The following is a 15,977-nucleotide window of genomic DNA, read 5'->3' as shown; positions in this document are numbered from 1 at the left end:
TTCAAACCTGGTTTCTTCTTTGGGGATGCCAAGTGAGGCCTAGATGATGTGGACTTCCTTCACGCGGGACAGTTCGCCGGCGAAACGGGCGGCACTGAACTGTTCCGGATCCATGAAGGACTCCCGGCCGAGGTACATGTCCCTGACGAGCTCGCCCACGGCCGGCCCCTGCAGGAATCCGTGGCCGGAGAAACCCGTGGCGTACATGAACCCCTCCACGGTGTCGGAGGAACCGATCATGGCGTTATGGTCGGGGGTGTTTTCGTACAGGCCCGCCCAACCGACTTCCAGTTCCTGATGAGCAAGACCCGGTGCCACAATGTCCGCCGCCCGGTTGAAGGCCGGAACCCACTGGTAGTCGAATTCACGGCAGAACCCCGGTTGCTGATCCTGGTTGGAAATGCCCAGCAGCATGCCGTTGAGGTAGTTGTGGAAGTACAGCGTGGTGGAGAGGTCCAACGTGAAGGGGACAGTGGGGAATGCGACATCGCGCTGGGCCGTCATCCCGATCTGCCGCCGGACCGGCTCGATGGGCAGATGGACCCCTGCCATCGCCCCCAGCCTGGTCGACCAGGCCCCGGCGGCGCAGATGACTGTGCCCGTACGGATCGTGCCGCGGTTGGTGTGGACAGCGCGTATGGCGCCGCCGCCGGCGTCGATATCCAGTACCTCGGTGTCCTCGCATACCGTGGCGCCCAGTTCCCGCGCAGCCCCCGCGTAGGCGCGCACCACCTTGGACGGCTCCGCGAACCCGTCCCTGGGCGAGTAGGAGGCTCCGAGCAGGACGCTCGGGTCAAGGAACGGGTTGATCTGCCGGGCTTCCGCCGGTGACACCATGCGGCTGGAGCCGCCCAGCGAGTTCTGGATGTGCGTGCTGGCCTCGACCTCGAACAATTCTGCCTCGGTGCGGCAGAGGAAGAGGTATCCCACCTGCCGGAGTCCGATGTCGGCCCTGAACTTCTCGCCGAAACGCTCGTAGGCCTCCAGGCTGCGCTGCCCGAGCCGGATGTTCCCCGGATCGGAGAACGTCGCCCGGACTCCACCCAATGGCTTTGCCGAGGAGCCGGAACCGAGTGTATTGCGCTCGATAAGGACGGTCTTGCGTACCCCGGCCTCAGCCAGGTGAAAGGCAATGCTGGTGCCCATGATCCCGCCGCCAAGAATAACCACGTCTGCCTCCGCCGGAAGCGGAGCCGCAGGTGACTTGACCAGCGGGACCACATTGTCCACGTGCTTGATCTGCATGTTTTCCTCCCAAAAGCCTGTCTTGGAACAAGCTTGGACGGACACGTGCTTTTAGGTCTATCGATAAATTTTCAACAGATCGTTTAGATTCTCTATATGAAGTGGACGTTTGAGCAGCTGAGGACCTTCAAAGTGGTGGCAGAACTGGGGACCATGACGGCCGCGGCGGAGGCCCTTGGTTTCACTGCCGGTGCTGTGTCCCAGCAGATGTCGGCGCTGCAGGGCAGTATTCGAAGGCCTCTATTTGCCCGGGACGGGCGCAGAGTCACCCTGACGGACGCGGGCCTGACACTGTTGCGCCATGCGGCAGTGCTCCTCGAGGACGAGCGCCGGGCCGCCGCGGCCCTCAGTGGACCCCAGACGCAGCAGCGGGCCGTAGTGTCCGTGGGCGTCTTCGGGTCGGCGGCGGTTTCGGCGATGCAGCCGGCCATCAGCTACCTGCGGAACTCCGCGCCGAACGTTGCCGTCCAGGCGGTCGAAGTCGATGTCGAAACTATGCCCCTGGCAGTCCAGGAGTCCCGGATCGATATCGCCCTGGGGTTGAACTACGGCGATGCGCCGCAGGCCCCCCTGCGCGGGGTGGAGTCCCAAACGCTGCATCAGGAGCCGTTCCTGATGATCGTGCCGCCCACCGAACGGGAACATCTGCGCACAGCCCAGGCGCTGATAGAGCATGCCAACAGCAGTGACTGGATCCTTCCTCCGGTGGACACCTACTTTGGCCGGGCCTGCAGGTTTGCCTGCGCCCGGTCCGGCATCGAACCGAACGTCCAGCACCTCGTGACAGATACAGCTGTCTCGATCGCCCTCGCTGAGTCCGGGATTGGCATCACCCTCGCCACACCCCTCATGATTGGGCTCCGGCCAACGGCCGCTCCGACAGCCGTTCTGCCCGGGGAACCGAGCCGCAGCATCGTGGCCATCGTGCGCTCCTCGGCGCTCGAACGTGGCAGTGTGCGCGCCGTTCGGGACGCGTTGGTACATGCCTTCCGCCCCGGCGCAGGACGGGCTAAAGACCCGCGACCTACCACCGGCTTTAGCCGCTGACGTTTCCCGAGCGAAAGAATCGGTTGCGGCAGGGCCACTACCCCTCGCCCTCGAGTGCTTCCCGTCACAGTTGGCGTTCCTCCATAGTCGTTGAAGCAACAACACGCGGGGGACAAACAATACAAGTCCGGCCGGAAACAGACGGAGGCATGAACGCCCAATGAATTCTGAACCTCAGCTACACAGGAACCTCAAACCACGCCAACTCACCATGATCGCGATCGGCGGGGTCATCGGCGCCGGCCTCTTCGTCGGCTCAGGGGTCGTGATCAACGACGCTGGCCCGGGAGCCTTCCTCAGCTACGGAATCACCGGCGTACTCATGATTCTGGTGATGCGCATGCTCGGCGAAATGGCAACATCCAGCCCATCCACCGGTTCCTTCGCCGACTACGCCCGCCGGGCCCTCGGGGGATGGGCCGGATTTTCAGTGGGCTGGCTGTACTGGTACTTCTGGGTTATCGTCGTCGGCTTCGAGGCCGTGGCGGGCGCGAAGGTCCTCTCCTACTGGATCGACGCCCCGCTGTGGGTCCTCTCGCTCGCACTGATGGTGCTGATGACCTGCACCAACCTGTTCTCCGTTTCCTCCTTCGGAGAATTCGAATTCTGGTTCGCCGGCATCAAAGTGGCCGCAATCATCGTTTTCCTCGTCCTCGGAGGAGCCTTCGTCCTTGGCTTCTGGCCGGGCAGGGCGATGGACTTCAGCAACCTTGTCAGCCATGACGGCTTCATGCCGCACGGCCCCGGGGCTATCTTCTCGGCCATCGTCGTCGTGATCTTCTCAATGGTCGGCGCGGAAGTCGCCACCATCGCCGCGGCCGAAACCAAGAATCCCGTTCAATCCGTCACCAAAGCCATGAAGTCAGTCGTGGCCCGGATCTCCATCTTCTACGTGGGCTCGGTATTCCTCCTCGCCGTCATTGTGCCGTGGAACTCCACCGAACTCGGTGCATCCCCGTTCGTCACGGCCTTCACCGTGATGGGCATTCCCTTCGCCGACACCCTCATGAACGCCGTGGTCCTGACCGCTGTACTTTCCTGCCTGAACTCCGGCCTCTACACATCTTCCAGAATGCTGTTTGTCCTGTCTGCCAGGCGCGAAGCACCCGGCGCCCTGACCCGGGTCAACAGGCGCGGGGTACCAATGGCCGCAATCCTCGCTTCCTCGGTGGTCGGATTCCTATGCGTGATCGCCGCCGCGATATCCCCTGACGGCGTCTTCCTCTTCCTGCTCAATTCCTCCGGCGCCATCATCCTCTTCGTCTACCTGCTGATAGCCCTTTCCCAGATCGTCCTGCGCCGGCGCGCCAAGGAAAACGAACTGAAGGTGAAGATGTGGCTCTTCCCCGGGCTATCCATCCTCACGACCACCGGGATCGCCGCTGTCCTCGTCCAGATGGCCATCACCGGCAGCACCCAAATTTCACTGGCACTGAGCTGCCTCTCCTGGGCGGTGGTGCTGGGCCTGTACCTCGTCGTGCGACGGCGGGACCGTTCCTCGGCTGTCCAGACTTCTTCCGTCAATGAAGAGGCTCCCGGCGAAAGCGCCCTCACGGGAGTCGCCGCTCCTCAAACTGCCGTACCGGGGAAATAGGCGGCCCGTTCCTACCGTGCGGCTCATTAGTGACCGCGCAGACGACGTTAGACAATTGCCGCAAGAGTCAGTGTGGGGTGTGAGTCAAACGATCACATCTCCCGCCGAGACAGCTTTCCGAGACAGAAAGACACCCGTCGCCGAGCCGATACCGTAGAGCTCTTCGAAGGCCGATCAGTGTCTCGAACGGCTGTTGTTTTTCAAGACGCTGCGGGTACTGCAATTCGGCCCGAAGTGCGTGCAGAAAAAGCCCCAGGAGGCCGTTGCCGTGTCCTGAGGCTTTTTCGGTGTTGCGCCGGGTATTCAGTTGGTCGGCGCGGGGGAAGCGGGTGCTAGTTGGCGGTGACGAGTGCTTCGCTGCGGGCATACTCCATGGCGCGGGTCCAGAGAATCAACTGGTCCAGCATTGGCGTCAGAGCGGAGGCGGCCTGGTCAGTGGGCTTGAAGGTGGTGAAGTCCTCAACGTCAGTAAATATCGAGAACATGACCTGGTTGCGGACGTGTGCCAGCTGCAGTTCGGAGGCGATGCCACGCAGGTGCTCGACGGCGCGGGCGCCGCCCTTGGAACCGTAGGAGACGAAGCCGGCGGCCTTGTTGTTGAACTCGACGTTGAGGTAGTCGAGGGCGTTCTTCAGGGCGCCGGTGATGGAGTGGTTGTATTCGGCGACGATGAAGATGTAGCCGTCGGATTCGGCGATCTTTGCTGAGAATGCCTTGGTGTGGTCGTTCTGGTAGTTCTGGTAGGCGGCCGGGTAGGCCTCGTCCAGGACCGGGAGGTTGAAGTCGGCGATGTCGACGATTTCGAACTCGGCGTCGGCGCGGACCGCGGACTGCTCAAGAACCCACTCGGCGACCTGGTGGTTGTGTGTCACGCGCGGGCTTCCATTCGGGCCGTTACGGAACCCGGACGGTTTCCGGAGTCCGCTATGGGAGGCTCCCGGCATGGGCATTGCGGAGGAGGTTTTCGAGGGCTTCGGCAGTGACTTCGCGGGGGTTCGATGCCGGGATGGCGGGCAGGATCAGGCGGGCCGCTTCGGGGATGCTTTCTTCGGGCAGGCCGTAGTCTTTTAGGGCTGTGGGGGCGTTGAGGGTTTCCCTGAGTGCGCTGAGTCCTCCCAGTGCCGTGGTTGCGCCGAACGCGGCGGCGATCCGGTCCTCGGCGTCCGGGGCGAAGGGGGCGTTGAAGGCGAGCACGTGCGGAAGGATGATGGTGTGGGTCTGGGCGTGGGGGAGGTTGTAGGCGCCGCCGAGGACGTGGCAGATTTTGTGGTGCATCCCGGATCCTGCGGAGGCGAATGCCACCGCGGCCATGTACGCGCCGTAAAGGGCCCGCTCGCGCCCCTCCACGTCTCGCGGATCGGTCCTGATGGCCGGCAGTGCGAGGTTCAGCGCCCGGATCCCTTCGGCCGCGAAGGCGGCATTGATCGGGTCGGCCCGCGGGCCCCACATGGAATCGACGCAGTGCGCCAGGGCGTTGAGGCCGGAGGCCATTGACAGTTCGACCGGCAGGCCAAGGCTGAGCTCCGCGTCGTAAATGACGGTCGCCGGCAGAACAGCCTCATCTACGCCGGTCGTTTTTCGGGAGGCTTCCGTCATTCCCCACACGTTGGTCGCTTCCGACCCGGCGTAGGTTGTCGGGATGGCAATGATGGGCAGGCGCATGGTCAGCGCGATGGCCTTGGCCAGGCCTGTGGTTGATCCGCCGCCTGCGGAAACGAGCAGGTCGATTCCGTGCGCTGCCGCGGCCGCCCGGGCCTTCTCGGCTTTCTCCACCGGCACGTGCGGGGCGACGTCCTCGTAGTGGAGGGCCACCTCGATTGCGTCTGTCACGCCTGCCAGGCGCGCCGCCTCGGATGCGGAGGAGATCATCATGACACTCCTGGCCCCCCGTCTGGCCACCTCGGCGGCCAGGTTCGACGCGGCCTTGCCGGTGCCGAACAGCACGCGCTGGCCCAGGGTGTTGTGTTCAAAATCCATGCCCATGACTAAAACTTCCGGTTCGGAGGTAGACGACATCGCCGAGTATAGGCCGGACCGGCCGGGGCCGGCCCGGGCAGCGTACGTGCCCCAGAACACACTTGACAGTTCAACCAAACTCCGTCAAAGTAGATGCAAATGCATGTATCGGCGGGACCTTCCCGCTGGATTACTTAGGAGGAACAAAATGTCTGTTGAACTCACCCCCGGCACCTGGAACCTTGACCTGGCCCACACCGAGATCGGCTTCGTTGTCCGCCACGCAGGCGTCAGCAAGGTCCGTGGCCAGTTCACCGAGGCCGACGCCACGCTGGTGATCGGTGAAGGCGTCGACTCGTCCTCGGTCAGCGCGACCATCAACACGGCGTCCTTCGACTCGAACGATGACAACCGCGATGCCCACGTCAAGGGTGCCGATTTCTTCAACGTCGAGCAGTTCCCCGCGATGATCTTCCGCTCCTCCGGAGCCCAGGGGTCGGCCGAGCAGTCCAAGCTTGCCGGCGACCTCACCATCAAGGACACCACCCTGCCGGTGGAGTTCGACGTTGAATTCGGCGGTGCTGCCGTGGATCCGTTCGGTGCCACCCGCGCCGGCTTCTCCGCCACCACCGTCATCTCCCGGAAGCAGTTCGGCATCACCTGGAACGCTGCCCTGGAAGCCGGCGCTGTCCTGGTCGGTGACAAGGTCGCCATCACCGTCGACGCCGCCTTCGTGCTCTCCGCCAACTAAGGGCCCCCAAGACCCGGCCGCCCGTGCCTTGACTGCGCGGGCGGCCGGAACCACCGCCGCACTTCATGGAAAACGGGCGGGAATATCACCTAAAGTAGATGCCTTTGCATGCATACCGGCCGCCGGAAGGGTCGACCGGGACACCAACTGAACCCGGAGGAAACATCATGACCGCACACACTTCCGGTCTGCACCACGTCACCGCGATCGCCGGTGACCCGCAGGCCAACATCGACTTCTACATCAGGGGCCTCGGGCTCCGCCTGGTGAAGAAGACCGTGAACTTCGACGCCCCGTCGGCCTACCACCTGTACTACGGTGACGAGGCAGGCAGCCCCGGTTCGCTGATGACGTTCTTTCCCTGGGGCAAGGTCGCGCCGGGCCGGATCGGCTCCGGACAGTCAACCACCACGGCCTTCTCCGTCCCTGCCGGAACCCTGGGCTGGTGGCAGAACCACTTCAACACCCTGGGCGTAAACTCCACCATCTCCCGGGTCTCCCCGGACGAGGAGCGCCTGTCCCTCCGGGACCCTGACGGCCTGCAGCTTGACCTGGTCGCCTCCTCAACCACCGACCCCCGCAACCCGTGGGACTCGGCCTCGGTTCCGGCCGAATACGCCGTCCGCGGCCAGCATTCCTCCGTGCTCACGGTCAGGGACCCGGAACGCACGCTGCGGGTGCTGACCGAGGATCTGGGCCTGCGCATCACCGGCGAGACCGCCCACCGGACCCGCCTGGAAGCGGGCACGGGCGGTGCCGGCAACATCGTCGACGTCGTCGCCGACCCGAGGGGACCCTCAGGCCTGGTCGCCGGCGGCACCGTCCACCACATCGCCTTCAGGGTGCCGGACACCGCAACCCAGGAGCTCTGGCGCCAGGACCTGGCCGAACGCGGCTATGCGGTAACCGAGATCCTGGACCGGCAGTACTTCACGTCCATCTACTTCCGCGAACCGGGCGGGGTCCTGTTCGAGATCGCCACCGACACCCCCGGCTTCGACATCGACGAACCCCTTCTGGAACTGGGTCGCTCCCTGAAGCTTCCGCCGTGGATGGAGCCCTCCCGCGAAGCAATCGAAGGCTCCGTGGCCCGCATCCAGCTCCCGGGCGAAAACAACCCGGCACTGGCCGGACGCTAGGAGCCCAGAGGACATGACCACACCCAACGCCGAGGTCACGGCCTGGCCGCACGTCTACGCGCCCGGCCGCGGGGACAGTCCCGTGCTGCTCATGCTGCACGGGACCGGCAGCAACGAACGTGACATCGCCTCCCTCGCCGGCGCCCTCGACCCGGACGCGGGGATCCTCGCCCCCAGGGGCCGGGTGCAGGAACACGGCATGCTGCGCTGGTTCCGCCGCCACGGCGAAGGCGTCTTCGACATTGACGACGTCATCGGCCGCGCCGGGGAATTGGCCGGCTTCATAGCCGCGGCCCGTGACCACTACGGCCTCGGTGCCCGGCAGATCATCGCCGTCGGTTTCTCCAACGGCGCCAACATCGCCCTCGCCACCGCGATCCTTCATCCCGGGGACCTGAACCGGGTCATCGCGTTCTCCGGGATGTACCCGCTCGGTGAGCGCACCAGCCCGGCCGGCCTGGCCGGCAGCCGGATCCTTACCCTGAACGGCGATACTGACGCCATGGCCCCGCTGGCCAGCGTGACCACGCTCATCACCGAACTCAACCTTCACGGAGCAACCGTGGAGCAGGTGCTGCGCCCCGGCGGGCATGGCATCCATCCCGGGGACCTGGACGCCGCAAAGGACTGGCTCGCCCGCAACCGCTAACGGGGCGGCCTTGCCTCCGCCCCGTCCCTATTGCAAGGATCATGAAAGGGCCCTGCCCGTTCGCCCACCGCGACCGGCAGGCCAAGGACGCTGCACCGGCCATCGCTGCCGTGCCGTATGAGGGAGTGTTATGGCCGGTTCATTTTTTCTGGACAAATCCGATCCCGGCAGCTGGCGGGCGCTGAACGGCCTGGCACTGAAGGTCTCCGCTTCCGCCGAAGCTGCGGGCCTGAGCCGGGCGGTCGTGGAGCTGCTCAATGTCCGGGTCTCCCAACTGAACGGCTGCGCCTACTGCCTGGACCTCCACGACCGGCTGGCCCGCGAGGCCGGCGTCGGCGCCCAGCAGCTGGCCGTGCTGCCCGCCTGGCGTGAAGCCGGGATCTTCACGGCCATCGAACGCGCCGCCCTGGCAATCGGCGAGGCCGCAACCGCCCTGGCAATCGGCGAGGCCGCAACCGCCCTGCACGACCACGACACTCCGGCCGAGCTGGCCGCAGCCCGCACTGTCCTCACCAACGCGCAATTCTCGGCGCTGCAGTGGTGCGCGATCACAATGAATGCCTTCAACCGTGTCTCCGTCCTCAGCGGCCACCCTGTCCGTCCCCGCCGCCCCCTGGCCGGCACCATTGACCAGACGGAGCCCGCGTCCCAGGCTTCCGCCGGGGTCCTGTCATGAGCAACCTCGAAACAGTCCCCGAGGAAATTATCTGCACCGAGGGTGCCGGCACGGACGAGGTGGAGGTCCTGGTTCCACGGGAAGTTCCCCTGGGCGGGCCGCGCGCCATGCCGGTCCGTCGCACCCTTCCCCAGAAGCAGCGCAGCCTGATCGGTGCGTGGTGCTTCCTGGACCACTACGGCCCTGACCTCGTCCCGGAATCCGGGGGCATGAAGGTTCCCCGGCATCCCCACACCGGCCTGGCCACGGTGAGCTGGCTGTTCACCGGCAAGATCGCCCACCGCGATTCCGCCGGCTATGAAGCAATTGTCAGGCCCGGGGAGGTCAACCTCATGATCGCCGGACGGGGGATCTCCCATCAGGAGTTTTCCACCCCGGACACGGGCATCCTGCACGGCGCCCAGCTCTGGTACGCCCTGCCCGACGCCACCAGAAACATGGCCCCGACCTTCGAGCATTACCCCCCGGAACCCGTCTCCGGCGACGGCACCGAACTGCGCGTCTTCATCGGCTCCCTGGCCGGCTCCTCCTCGCCCGTGGCCACCCACACCCCGCCGCTGCTCGGTGCCGAGGCCGTCCTCAGGGCAGGTGCCCGCCTCGAACTGGACCTTGACCCGTCCTTTGAACACGGGATCCTGCTCGACACCGGTGAACTCTCCCTCGATGCTACGGCCATGGCCGTGGACCACCTCCACTACCTCGCCCCCGGCCGGAGCGGCATCGTCCTGCAGGCCGGGCAGACCCCCGCCAGGGTGCTGATCCTGGGCGGGCAGCCACTGGGTGAACAGATCGTGATGTGGTGGAACTTCGTCGGACGCACCCACGACGAGATGGTTGCCTACCGCGCCGCCTGGCAGGCCGAGATCGGCGCCGAAACGGCCGAGCCTCCGGCCGGGAACACCTACCCCGACGGCGCACCTTACCCCCGCTTCGGGCCCTACCCCGACGGCTACCCCGATCCGCTGCCCGCGCCGGAGTTGCCCAACGTCCAGCTCCGCCCGCGCGGCTGAAGCACAACCCCAGGAGAGTCCTGTTGGAGAACGAAACCACCATCACCGTCCGGAACGCACCCGAACGCCGCCGCTACGAGATCCTCGACGGTGACAAAGTCATCGGCAAGCCCACTACCTGCCCCACGACGGCACACAAGGACCCGAACGGATTTTTTACCACACGACCGTCAGTGAGGACTACGCCGGGCAGGGCCTCGCCGGCCGCCTCGTACAGGAAGCGCTGGACGATACCCTCGCAGCCGGCATCGCCGCCGTTCCTGTCTGCCCCTACGTGAAAACCTGGCTGCGCAGGCACCCCGACTACCAGCCGCGCATGGCCCCCGTGCACCCCGAACACCTCACAGCCGTAGAGCACGCCGGTCGGCACTAAGACACGGCCAACGCCGTGGCAAGGAAAGCGCGGCACCTCTGCCCACGCTTCCCCTGCCACACCAACCGGCCAAAGGGGATTCAGCCTCCTTTACTTGCTCGTCTCCGGGTCCTGGTCCCCGATGTGGCCGGGCGCGTTGGCGGCCAGAACACGCTCGACGAAGGCGCAGTATTCATCCATGTAGTGCCGCAGGAACGCTTCCGTGGACTCGTTCCTGACTTCGCCGTCGAGGCCGAACGCGTCGGCGTCGAACTGCAGGTAGACCTCCGGTGCATTCAACTGCGGAGCATCCAAAAAGCTCAGCACCGACCGCATGGAGGACTGCATCACCGCAGTTCCGATGCTTCCCGGCGAAGCACCGATAATGCCGGTCGGCTTGCGGGCAAAAGAATTCGTACCCCAGGGCCGGGAGCCCCAGTCGATCGCGTTCTTCAGAGCACCCGGGATTGACCGGTTGTATTCGGGGGAAATGAACAGGATCCCGTCGGAGGCTTCGATACCGTCCTTCAGCGCTCGGGCCTGTGGCGGGAAGTCCGCGTCATAGTCGTAACTGTAGAGCGGCAGGTCACCTATCGGGATCTCGGTAAACTCGAGTTTCTCAGGGGCCAGCCTGACCAGGGCTTGGGAAAGTGTCCGGTTGATGGATGCCTTAGCGAGGCTGCCGACGAAGTATCCGATTTTGTACGTTGCCATAGCAGTGTTCCTTCCCGGTACGAAGCGGGCCGCTCTCAACTGGCCGGGCGGCCCAAGGACGGCGGTTATCGTCCGGGCCCAGTCCAACACGAATCATCCGGTGGTACCAGAGTTAAGAGCCTGCATTCCCTGTTGCCTGCCGGGCGGACCGGCCCGTTTTCGAACACCACTCGAGCGCCAGGTTTGGGGGAACGCCTCGTTGGCGTGCCAGCTCAGATGTTTCAAACCCAAGTGCCTCAAAAGGCTAGGGTTTGAGGCGAAGCGATGCCCATCGCAGTTACCTCAGAACGATCCCTGGTGCTGTATCGTGCGCCAAATAGCGATGCGAAAACACCGGCTTGCTTTTCTCCTGGCAACGAGATTTCAAGGTCTGGTCTGTCGTGACGTTGATTCGCGGATCACGAGCTCTGGTTCAACGGTGTAGTGCTCAGCAGCTTCCCCCGTCGCAATTTGATGGTGGAGCATCTTGAATGTTGCGATGCCCAGAGCTTGGAAGTCCAGCCGCATGGTGGTGAGCGGAGGCGAGAAGTAGGCGGCGGCAGGCATGTCGTCCACCCCAACGATGGAAAAGTCCCGGGGTGCCCGGAGTCCGCGTTTCTCCATGGCACTCATGAACCCGAGGGCAAGTTCGTCGTTGGCAGCGAATGCGGCGGTGAACGTGCGGGGGTCCGCGGATTCGCCGGCCCGGTATCCGGCCACCGAGGACCAGTCTTTGGCGACGTTCAGAACCTGGGGGCTGAGGCCCGCACTCTCCATGGCATCTCGGTAGCCGCGCGCGCGTTCGTGGGCCTCGTTGCGCGTCGACGGGCCGGCTACATGCAGGATGTCGCGGTGTCCCAGTTCGATGAGGTGGCGTGTCGCCTGCCAGCCGGCTGCGTGTGAATGCGTACCAGCCGAGCCTTCGTCGGATGACGGAAGTTCGGAAACCGTGATCAGGGGTGTTGCCTGATCCCAATGGGCAAGCAGCTTTTCGACCCCGGGCAGCGGTGTGGACACCACAACCCCGTCGACCTGGATGGACTTGAAATGGGCGAGTGCCCGCCTCGCCTCTGCCTCCCAGTTCTTGGCCTCAAAGTCGAGGTTGAGTGCAGCGATAGTCAGCGTGACGTTGGCCTCGCGGGCCGCAAATCCCAAACCCGTGAGCACACTTGAGCTCCCGTAGTTGAAGGCGCCCATGGTCAGGACGCCGACGGAATTCGTCTTGCTGGTGCGAAGAGCCCGGGCTGACTGGTTGGGCACGTAGCCTAGTTCCTCGATGGCAGCGGCGATCCGCTCGCGGGTCTCGGCCCGCACGTAACCCACGCCCGTGAAGTAGCGCGACACTGTCTGGGTGGAGACGTTGGCCAGTCGGCCGACGTCGGCCATGCTGGGCCGCGTTCCGGTCCTTGCTTTCGCCACTGTCCGCCTTCCTTCCGCAGCAGTCTGCACCTTACGCGCATCGCAATATAAGTTTACGTTCACCCATGCCTGAACTTGGGCGACTTGTCTTTTTTCAAGAAATATTGGTCAACCGGTTGACGTGAGTTATCGTAAACTTCATACTCCTATATGGGCTACGTCACATCTCCGGCCGAGATAACAGTGACGAAAGCACCCTCTACTCACACCTACGAAAGGACGCGACGATGCGTTTGCTTGCCAAAGGCGCTGTTGCTCTGACCGCCATTGCCGTTCTCGCGGGCTGCTCCGCCGGAGCCGGTTCCTCTGCTTCTGGCAAAACCGAGCTGAACTGGTGGGTGATCAACCCGAGTGCCCCGACTGCGGTTGCCGCCCAGGACAAGATCATTAAGGATTTCGAAGCCGCCAATCCGGACATCACCATCAAGAAGACCAACCGTGCAGTGGACGCGCACAAAGACGCCTTGCGCACCTCGATCGGTACCTCCGCAGCCCCCGATATCTATGACTACTGGGCTGGTCCGGGCCTGGGCGGCGAGTTGGTCAAGAACGGCGCCAGCGCAGACCTCACCAGCTACTACACGCAGTACAAGTGGGAGAACCGGTTCACGGACGCGGCCCTCGGACCGGCAAAGCAGTACGGCGGCTTCCATGGTGTGCCCTGGAAGCTCAACGGCGAGGCCATGTTCTACAACAAGGCCCTGTTCGAAAAGGCGGGCATCACCAAACTGCCCACGACCATTGACGAGCTGAATGACGCCGCCGCCAAGCTCAAAGCCGCGGGCATCACCCCTATCGAGTTCGGCGGTACGGTCAACTGGCACGTTATGCGCCTGCTGGATACCTTCCTCGAGGGTTACTGCGGTTCCGAGACCTTTGACAAGCTGGTCACCAACAAGGCCAACTGGGGCCAGGAGGAGTGCGTGACCAAGTCGTTCACCAACCTCCAGAAGTGGTCCAAGGACTACTTCAACTCCGGCTTCATTGGCATCAACAATGACGAATCGTCCTCCCTCTTCTTCACCGGGAAAGCAGCCATGGCCTTGGAGGGCGACTGGTTCAACTCCAACATCAAGGACAACGCCAAGGCTGACGATTTCGGGGTCTTCGCCCTGCCCACCGGCACGGGCCGCATGTACGGCTTCGAGCAGGCCATGTACATCACCAAGGACAGCAAGAAGCAGGACGCCGCTGCCAAGTTCCTCGACTACATGATGTCCACGCCCGTCCAGAAGGAAACAGTGGGCACGTTCTCCACCCAGTCGGTGAACAAGGACGTCAAGGCCGCGGCCACCGACGAACTGAGCAAGTCCTGGGACGGCATCTTCAAGAACGCCAAGGGCCTGTACATGAACAATGACCAGAACCTCAGCCAGTCGCAGACCACCGAGTACTGGCGGATCCAGAACCTGGTTGCCACCGGCGGCCTGGATCCGGCCAAGGCCGGCGCTGAATTCCAGAAGTTCCTCGATTCGAGCAAGTAGCTCCTTCGCTGAAGGGCGGGACTGCCGCGCGCACGGCCCGCCCTCCAGCCCACCCAATCGATTCAAAGATCAAAGGCGACCCCCTTGTCTAAGCTCACAGCCACGCGCCTGGAAACACCACCGGGCCCAGTTACGCGCCAGCCTTCAAAAAAACCGCGCCTGAAGCGCATCGCCGGCAGCGGCTTCGTCGCGGCCCTGCCCTTCCTCGCTCCCGCCCTGGCGGCCTACGTTGTCTTCGTTATCGGCCCGATGGTCACCGCCGTGCGCCTGAGCCTGTTCGAGTGGTCAGGCTTCAACGCTGACCCGCAAGTGTTCGTCGGCTTCAAGAACTACGTCCGGCTCTTCACGGCCGATCCGGTGTTCTGGACCGCCATGCAGAACACCATCGTCTGGGTCCTGCTCTCCCTGGTGATCCCCACCAGCCTCGGCCTGGTGATGGCCCTTGCGCTGAACCGCCCGATCTTCGGCCGGAACCTGTTCCGTTCCGTCTTCTACATCCCCGGCGTTCTGGCGCCGATCGCCATCGCCAACATGTGGCGCTGGATGTACAACCCGAACTACGGCGTTTTCTCCGAACTCGCCAAGGCCTGGCACATCGGAGACGGTTCCGGCGTCACCTTCCTGAGCGACCCCAAAGTGGCCATCTACGCGATCTTCGCCGCCTTCGTCTGGCAGATCGCCGGCCTGAACATGGTCCTCTTCCTCGCCGGCCTGCAGAGCGTCTCCAAGGAACTGGTCGAGTCGGCCCGCCTGGACGGGGCGAACAGCTGGAAAGTCTTCCGCCACGTGACGTTCCCGGCCCTCCGTCCCACCGTCGTCGTCGTTCTGGTCCTGACCATCGTCCACTCCATCAAGGTCTTCGACCTCGTGGTCGGCATGACCGGCGGCGGCCCCGCCCAGTCCTCGCAGGTGCTGGCCCTTTGGTCCTACTCGCAGTCATTCCTGCAGCACGACTTCGGCATGGGCAACGCGGTGGCCACAGTGCTGCTGGGCATCACCCTTGTCCTTGTCATCCCCTACCTGATCTGGTCCACCAAAGGAAACGAAGACTGATGAGCACCCTCACTATCGGGCGCGCCAAGCACGCCGACGGGACCGCCCGTCCACGCCGGAACGTCGACTACGTCAGGGTGGGGCTGTGGCTTGCCCTGGCGGTGACCATGCTCATCTGGGCCATGCCCCTGATCTTCGTGATCTTCACGTCCCTGAAGTCCGAATCCGCGATCTTCTCCACCTCATCCTTCTCGTTGCCGACCTCGGCCGAGTGGAGCAACTACGCCGAAGCACTGGAAACCGGCAACCTCCTCGCCGCCGGCGGCAACAGCCTGCTCATCGCGGCCATCAAGGTGCCCCTGGGCCTGCTCTTCTCCGCAGCCGCCGCCTTCGGCCTGTCCCGGATCCGCTTCAAGCACAGCAAGGTAGTCCTCGGAGCCTTCGCGCTCGGTTCCATGGTCCCGATCCAGGTGGCCCTCGGCCCGCTCTTTAAGATCATCCTGGACCTCGGCCTCCTCAACAGCCCCGTAGGCGTCATCCTGCCCTACATAGGATTCGGCCTGCCCATCCAAATCTTCATCCTGCATGGCTTCTTCAGCGCCATCCCGAAGGAAATCGACGAAAGCGTCCGCGTTGACGGGGGCGGCAACTGGCGGCTGTTCTGGCAGATCATCCTGCCCCTGTCCAAGCCCGCACTGGCCGCACTGTTCATCCTGGACTTCGTCGCCACCTGGAACGAATACGCCATCGCGCTGGTCATCCTCCAAGACCAGGCAGCCCAGACCATCCCGCTGGCCATCCAGGGTTTCCAGTCCCAGTTCACCAGCTCTTACGGGCCACTGAACGCCTTCACCATTATGTCCATCCTGCCCGTGATGATCGTCTACCTGCTGTTCCAGCGCTACTTCGTCGAGGGCATGTTCAGCGGTGCCGTCAAGGGCTAAGACGCCCGACCACTACTTTCAAAAA

Annotated in this window: 16 protein-coding genes; 11 read left to right on the top strand and 5 right to left on the bottom strand. The window is 64.0% G+C overall.

Going from position 1 to position 15,977, the window contains the following annotated elements; translation table 11 throughout:
* Positions 1 to 39: 39 nt before the first annotated feature.
* Positions 40 to 1,245, bottom strand: a complete 1,206-nt coding sequence (locus tag ACFVTE_RS02950; RefSeq protein WP_387096607.1) for an NAD(P)/FAD-dependent oxidoreductase — start codon at positions 1,243 to 1,245, stop codon at positions 40 to 42.
* A 96-nt stretch (positions 1,246 to 1,341) separates the two neighbouring features.
* Here ACFVTE_RS02950 and ACFVTE_RS02945 point away from each other — a divergent pair, with 96 nt between their 5' ends.
* Positions 1,342 to 2,292: a LysR family transcriptional regulator gene (locus ACFVTE_RS02945; RefSeq protein WP_387096605.1), complete on the top strand. Its 951-nt coding sequence runs from the start codon at positions 1,342 to 1,344 to the stop codon at positions 2,290 to 2,292.
* Between the two features lie 160 nt (positions 2,293 to 2,452).
* On the top strand, positions 2,453 to 3,886 hold the full coding sequence (locus tag ACFVTE_RS02940; protein ID WP_387096602.1) for an amino acid permease: 1,434 nt from the start codon (positions 2,453 to 2,455) through the stop codon (positions 3,884 to 3,886).
* A gap of 332 nt (positions 3,887 to 4,218) precedes the next feature.
* On the opposite strand, the gene ACFVTE_RS02935 is transcribed toward ACFVTE_RS02940, so the two are convergent.
* Together ACFVTE_RS02935 and ACFVTE_RS02930 are read right to left on the bottom strand one after the other, a co-directional pair.
* Positions 4,219 to 4,830, bottom strand: a complete 612-nt coding sequence (locus ACFVTE_RS02935) for an NADPH-dependent FMN reductase (protein WP_387096600.1) — start codon at positions 4,828 to 4,830, stop codon at positions 4,219 to 4,221.
* Positions 4,811 to 5,869 carry a maleylacetate reductase gene (locus tag ACFVTE_RS02930; protein WP_387096597.1) on the bottom strand — a complete coding sequence of 353 codons (1,059 nt, stop codon included), beginning with the start codon at positions 5,867 to 5,869 and terminating at the stop codon, positions 4,811 to 4,813. Before ACFVTE_RS02930 ends, ACFVTE_RS02935 begins: the two co-directional genes overlap by 20 nt.
* Positions 5,870 to 6,050: 181 nt before the next feature.
* On the opposite strand from ACFVTE_RS02930, the gene ACFVTE_RS02925 reads away from it, so the two are divergent.
* The 6 genes from ACFVTE_RS02925 (at position 6,051) to ACFVTE_RS02900 (ending at position 10,440) form a co-directional block, all read left to right on the top strand.
* Complete coding sequence (locus tag ACFVTE_RS02925) at positions 6,051 to 6,593, top strand: YceI family protein (RefSeq protein WP_387096594.1); 543 nt, start codon at positions 6,051 to 6,053, stop codon at positions 6,591 to 6,593.
* A gap of 167 nt (positions 6,594 to 6,760) precedes the next feature.
* Entirely contained in the window at positions 6,761 to 7,732 is a 972-nt protein-coding gene (locus ACFVTE_RS02920; RefSeq protein WP_387096591.1) for a ring-cleaving dioxygenase, read from the top strand.
* A gap of 13 nt (positions 7,733 to 7,745) precedes the next feature.
* Entirely contained in the window at positions 7,746 to 8,381 is a 636-nt protein-coding gene (locus ACFVTE_RS02915) for an alpha/beta hydrolase (protein ID WP_387096588.1), read from the top strand.
* Between the two features lie 130 nt (positions 8,382 to 8,511).
* Positions 8,512 to 9,057: a carboxymuconolactone decarboxylase family protein gene (locus ACFVTE_RS02910; RefSeq protein WP_387096585.1), complete on the top strand. Its 546-nt coding sequence runs from the start codon at positions 8,512 to 8,514 to the stop codon at positions 9,055 to 9,057.
* Positions 9,054 to 10,067, top strand: coding sequence for a pirin family protein (locus ACFVTE_RS02905; protein ID WP_387096583.1), 1,014 nt, complete (start codon positions 9,054 to 9,056; stop codon positions 10,065 to 10,067). Before ACFVTE_RS02910 ends, ACFVTE_RS02905 begins: the two co-directional genes overlap by 4 nt.
* Before the next feature lie 118 nt (positions 10,068 to 10,185).
* Positions 10,186 to 10,440, top strand: coding sequence for a GNAT family N-acetyltransferase (locus ACFVTE_RS02900; protein ID WP_387097138.1), 255 nt, complete (start codon positions 10,186 to 10,188; stop codon positions 10,438 to 10,440).
* Positions 10,441 to 10,530: 90 nt separating this feature from the next.
* Here the strand turns inward: ACFVTE_RS02900 and ACFVTE_RS02895 are convergent, their stop codons facing one another.
* Both ACFVTE_RS02895 and ACFVTE_RS02890 read right to left on the bottom strand, forming a co-directional pair.
* Positions 10,531 to 11,133: an NADPH-dependent FMN reductase gene (locus tag ACFVTE_RS02895; protein ID WP_387096580.1), complete on the bottom strand. Its 603-nt coding sequence runs from the start codon at positions 11,131 to 11,133 to the stop codon at positions 10,531 to 10,533.
* 363 nt (positions 11,134 to 11,496) lie between these two features.
* Complete coding sequence (locus ACFVTE_RS02890) at positions 11,497 to 12,531, bottom strand: LacI family DNA-binding transcriptional regulator (protein ID WP_387096577.1); 1,035 nt, start codon at positions 12,529 to 12,531, stop codon at positions 11,497 to 11,499.
* Positions 12,532 to 12,758: 227 nt separating this feature from the next.
* Here ACFVTE_RS02890 and ACFVTE_RS02885 point away from each other — a divergent pair, with 227 nt between their 5' ends.
* From ACFVTE_RS02885 to ACFVTE_RS02875, 3 genes are all read left to right on the top strand, one after another.
* Positions 12,759 to 14,015, top strand: a complete 1,257-nt coding sequence (locus ACFVTE_RS02885; RefSeq protein ID WP_387096574.1) for an ABC transporter substrate-binding protein — start codon at positions 12,759 to 12,761, stop codon at positions 14,013 to 14,015.
* A gap of 84 nt (positions 14,016 to 14,099) precedes the next feature.
* The gene (locus tag ACFVTE_RS02880; protein ID WP_387096571.1) at positions 14,100 to 15,068 is read left to right on the top strand and encodes a carbohydrate ABC transporter permease; all 969 of its coding nucleotides are present in this window, start codon (positions 14,100 to 14,102) and stop codon (positions 15,066 to 15,068) included.
* Entirely contained in the window at positions 15,068 to 15,952 is an 885-nt protein-coding gene (locus ACFVTE_RS02875) for a carbohydrate ABC transporter permease (RefSeq protein WP_387096568.1), read from the top strand. Before ACFVTE_RS02880 ends, ACFVTE_RS02875 begins: the two co-directional genes overlap by 1 nt.
* Positions 15,953 to 15,977: the final 25 nt, after the last annotated feature.

Source organism: Arthrobacter sp. NPDC058097, from assembly GCF_042884885.1.
Lineage (GTDB): Bacteria > Actinomycetota > Actinomycetes > Actinomycetales > Micrococcaceae > Arthrobacter.
The sequence above is the reverse complement of the archived record's forward strand: the minus strand, read 5'-3'. Positions and strand labels throughout refer to the sequence as shown.

Coding starts and splice junctions, on each gene's coding strand:
- ACFVTE_RS02950 (WP_387096607.1), bottom strand. CDS start 1,245: ATGCAGATCAAGCACGTGGACAATGTGGTCCCGCTGGTCAAGTCACCT.
- ACFVTE_RS02945 (WP_387096605.1), top strand. CDS start 1,342: ATGAAGTGGACGTTTGAGCAGCTGAGGACCTTCAAAGTGGTGGCAGAA.
- ACFVTE_RS02940 (WP_387096602.1), top strand. CDS start 2,453: ATGAATTCTGAACCTCAGCTACACAGGAACCTCAAACCACGCCAACTC.
- ACFVTE_RS02935 (WP_387096600.1), bottom strand. CDS start 4,830: ATGCCGGGAGCCTCCCATAGCGGACTCCGGAAACCGTCCGGGTTCCGT.
- ACFVTE_RS02930 (WP_387096597.1), bottom strand. CDS start 5,869: ATGGGCATGGATTTTGAACACAACACCCTGGGCCAGCGCGTGCTGTTC.
- ACFVTE_RS02925 (WP_387096594.1), top strand. CDS start 6,051: ATGTCTGTTGAACTCACCCCCGGCACCTGGAACCTTGACCTGGCCCAC.
- ACFVTE_RS02920 (WP_387096591.1), top strand. CDS start 6,761: ATGACCGCACACACTTCCGGTCTGCACCACGTCACCGCGATCGCCGGT.
- ACFVTE_RS02915 (WP_387096588.1), top strand. CDS start 7,746: ATGACCACACCCAACGCCGAGGTCACGGCCTGGCCGCACGTCTACGCG.
- ACFVTE_RS02910 (WP_387096585.1), top strand. CDS start 8,512: ATGGCCGGTTCATTTTTTCTGGACAAATCCGATCCCGGCAGCTGGCGG.
- ACFVTE_RS02905 (WP_387096583.1), top strand. CDS start 9,054: ATGAGCAACCTCGAAACAGTCCCCGAGGAAATTATCTGCACCGAGGGT.
- ACFVTE_RS02895 (WP_387096580.1), bottom strand. CDS start 11,133: ATGGCAACGTACAAAATCGGATACTTCGTCGGCAGCCTCGCTAAGGCA.
- ACFVTE_RS02885 (WP_387096574.1), top strand. CDS start 12,759: ATGCGTTTGCTTGCCAAAGGCGCTGTTGCTCTGACCGCCATTGCCGTT.
- ACFVTE_RS02875 (WP_387096568.1), top strand. CDS start 15,068: ATGAGCACCCTCACTATCGGGCGCGCCAAGCACGCCGACGGGACCGCC.